Source organism: Wolbachia endosymbiont of Pentalonia nigronervosa (assembly GCF_014534705.1).
In the GTDB taxonomy this organism is placed as follows: Bacteria; Pseudomonadota; Alphaproteobacteria; order Rickettsiales; family Anaplasmataceae; genus Wolbachia.
Window position 1 is genome coordinate 1 of sequence record NZ_JACVWV010000123.1, and the last position, 2,365, is coordinate 2,365.

Here is a 2,365-nt window from a genome sequence, read left to right on the forward strand (position 1 = left end):
GTTCCAATAGAAAAACACCAAGAGAATACGATAAAGAGCTTTATAAAGAGAGAAATCTCATCGAAAGAATGTTCAATAAACTCAAGAATTTTCGTAGGGTTGCTACTCGTTATGATAAATTAGCTATTTCTTTCTTATCTTTTGTCCATATTGCTTCTATATATCTTTGGTTAAAATAAATGTCGACACTACCTAGTGAAGCAGGGTATATTCCTTCAGGGTATCAGGGTATAAAATCGTGTATTACACCTCCTGAAAGTTTCGTCCAATTACAAGATATATTTGAGTATAACAAGCAATCTTATCTGAGTAGTAGAAGATGATTTGCTTTAATTTTTTTGCATTTGCTCATTCAAAATTTTTAGATGATCAAACAAAATTATCATCAGCAGTTGAGTTTCGAAAGATTGTACAGAAAGACTTTATAAGCTAAGCTATACTTTTAAAGTATCTCTATAATTATATGCTCAAACATACTGGACCAAAAAAAATAGGGTCTATAATAGAAAGGTATGTATTGAAGTGTATGAAGAGTAAGATGAGTCGCAATGAAATACGTCTTATTTTAAATTGGAATATCATAGTGGGAACAGAGATAGCAGAGTATACCAGGCCACAAAAGATTGTATACGCGCAAAACATAAACTCCGGTGTATTATATTTAGTAGTAACAAATGGTAGTAAAGCACTGGAAGTACAGCATATGATTTCTCTTATAATGGAGAAAATTACGGTGTTTTTTGGTTACAAAGCAGTGTATAATATAAAAATTAAGCAAGAGAGTATTGACTTTTTCGGGATATAGTGTAATTTAAAACTATAGAATAACTTGGATATATCAAAGTGAGTAGAATTTGTGAATTAACAGATAGAAAGAAGTCTTTTGGTAATAAGGTATCACATTCAAACCGTAAAACTAAACGTACTTTTCTCTTAAACTTACATAAGGTAACATTGACTAGTGATATACTAAACAAAAAATTTAAGTTTCGCATAGCAACAAGAACCTTAAGAACTATAGACTATAAAGGCAGTCTGGATGATTTTTTGCTTAATACAAAAACAGTTAAATTGAGTGAAAAAGCTCAGAAAATAAAAAGAATGTTAAGAAAAAAGCAACAACAAGCTGTTTAAGATGCAAAGTAAACCTCAATGGTTGAGAGCAAAAGTTCCGACTGGTGAAGTATTTAATGAAACTTTAAATATTGTTAAGCTGCATAATTTGCATACAGTATGCGAAGAAGCAGCGTGTCCAAATATTGGTGAGTGTTGGAATAAGCGTCATGCTACTGTGATGATCCTCGGTTCGGTTTGTACTCGCGCTTGTGCGTTCTGCAATATTGCAACTGGAATTCCCGACAAATTAGATCCTCATGAACCAGAAAATCTGGCAAAGGCTATAAAGAAATTAAATTTAAAACATGTGGTTATTACTTCTGTTGATCGTGATGATTTGCAGGATGGTGGTGCAAATCAGTTTATACAGTGCATAGAAGAAATTAGAAAAACCAGCCCAGAAACAACAATAGAAATCTTAACACCAGATTTTCTTAATAAGAAAGGGGTCTTTGAAGCAATTGCTGTTGCTGCACCAGATGTCTATAACCACAATATTGAAACAGTACCAAGATTATACGCCAAAATAAGACCACGAGCTCGTTATTTTCATTCACTATATCTACTAAAAACTGTTAAGCAAATTAACCCTAAAATTTTTACAAAGTCAGGATTTATGCTTGGCCTTGGGGAAACAAAAGAAGAAATATTACAAGTGATGGATGACTTGCGCAGCGCTGATGTCGATTTTATTACCATCGGTCAGTACTTACAACCAACTCCAAAACATGCAAAACTCGATAGATATGTCACTCCGGAAGAATTTGATCACTACAAATACATTGCTTATTCTAAAGGATTTTTGGTAGTTGCATCAAGTCCACTCACGAGATCTTCATATCACGCTGGGGAAGATTTTGCTAGACTAAAAGCTCGCCGCTTTAATAGTTAAATGAACGGATATAGGGAGTGTTAAATAAACTGTGTCAAGCCGAAAAATGATATATTAATGATATAAAAAATGGAGGTATAACACATGAAAGAAAAAAGAGCGAACAAGTATGTTGGGTTAGTAAGAGTTAGAGACAAATATCCTGTCGTCAATACAAGAAGAGACCCCCTGCAAAACGAGGAAAAAAGTAGAAAAACAAAAAAAAGCGTATAAAATGAGAGTTTTAGTGAGAGAAAATGGCAATAAATTATGCAAAAGTGGCAAAAACCCCTTATATTTTCAGACAATTAACGGGTCTAAAAACAGAAGAATTTGAAAAAATCGTGGAAAAAGTGAGGCCGGAGTGGGAAAAAATGG

Annotated in this window: 5 protein-coding genes; all 5 read left to right on the forward strand. The window is 33.3% G+C overall.

All coding sequences use genetic code 11. From position 1 onward, the window contains the following. Positions 1 to 179, forward strand: a 179-nt coding sequence (locus IC220_RS07095) for a transposase (RefSeq protein WP_188152690.1), incomplete at its 5' end; no start/stop codon positions are given. A gap of 284 nt (positions 180 to 463) precedes the next feature. Continuing rightward, positions 464 to 805, forward strand: coding sequence for a DUF721 domain-containing protein (locus IC220_RS07100; protein WP_188153740.1), 342 nt, complete (start codon positions 464 to 466; stop codon positions 803 to 805). A gap of 38 nt (positions 806 to 843) precedes the next feature. Next, entirely contained in the window at positions 844 to 1,134 is a 291-nt protein-coding gene (rpmB, locus tag IC220_RS07105; protein WP_188153741.1) for a 50S ribosomal protein L28, read from the forward strand. 1 nt (position 1,135) lies between these two features. Continuing rightward, positions 1,136 to 2,008, forward strand: a complete 873-nt coding sequence (gene lipA / locus IC220_RS07110; RefSeq protein ID WP_188153742.1) for a lipoyl synthase — start codon at positions 1,136 to 1,138, stop codon at positions 2,006 to 2,008. Positions 2,009 to 2,092: 84 nt separating this feature from the next. Next, positions 2,093 to 2,221, forward strand: a complete 129-nt coding sequence (locus IC220_RS08040; protein WP_255424140.1) for a hypothetical protein — start codon at positions 2,093 to 2,095, stop codon at positions 2,219 to 2,221. The last annotated feature ends 144 nt before the right edge of the window (positions 2,222 to 2,365 follow it).

Coding starts and splice junctions, on each gene's coding strand:
- IC220_RS07100 (WP_188153740.1), top strand. CDS start 464: ATGCTCAAACATACTGGACCAAAAAAAATAGGGTCTATAATAGAAAGG.
- lipA (WP_188153742.1), top strand. CDS start 1,136: ATGCAAAGTAAACCTCAATGGTTGAGAGCAAAAGTTCCGACTGGTGAA.
- IC220_RS08040 (WP_255424140.1), top strand. CDS start 2,093: ATGAAAGAAAAAAGAGCGAACAAGTATGTTGGGTTAGTAAGAGTTAGA.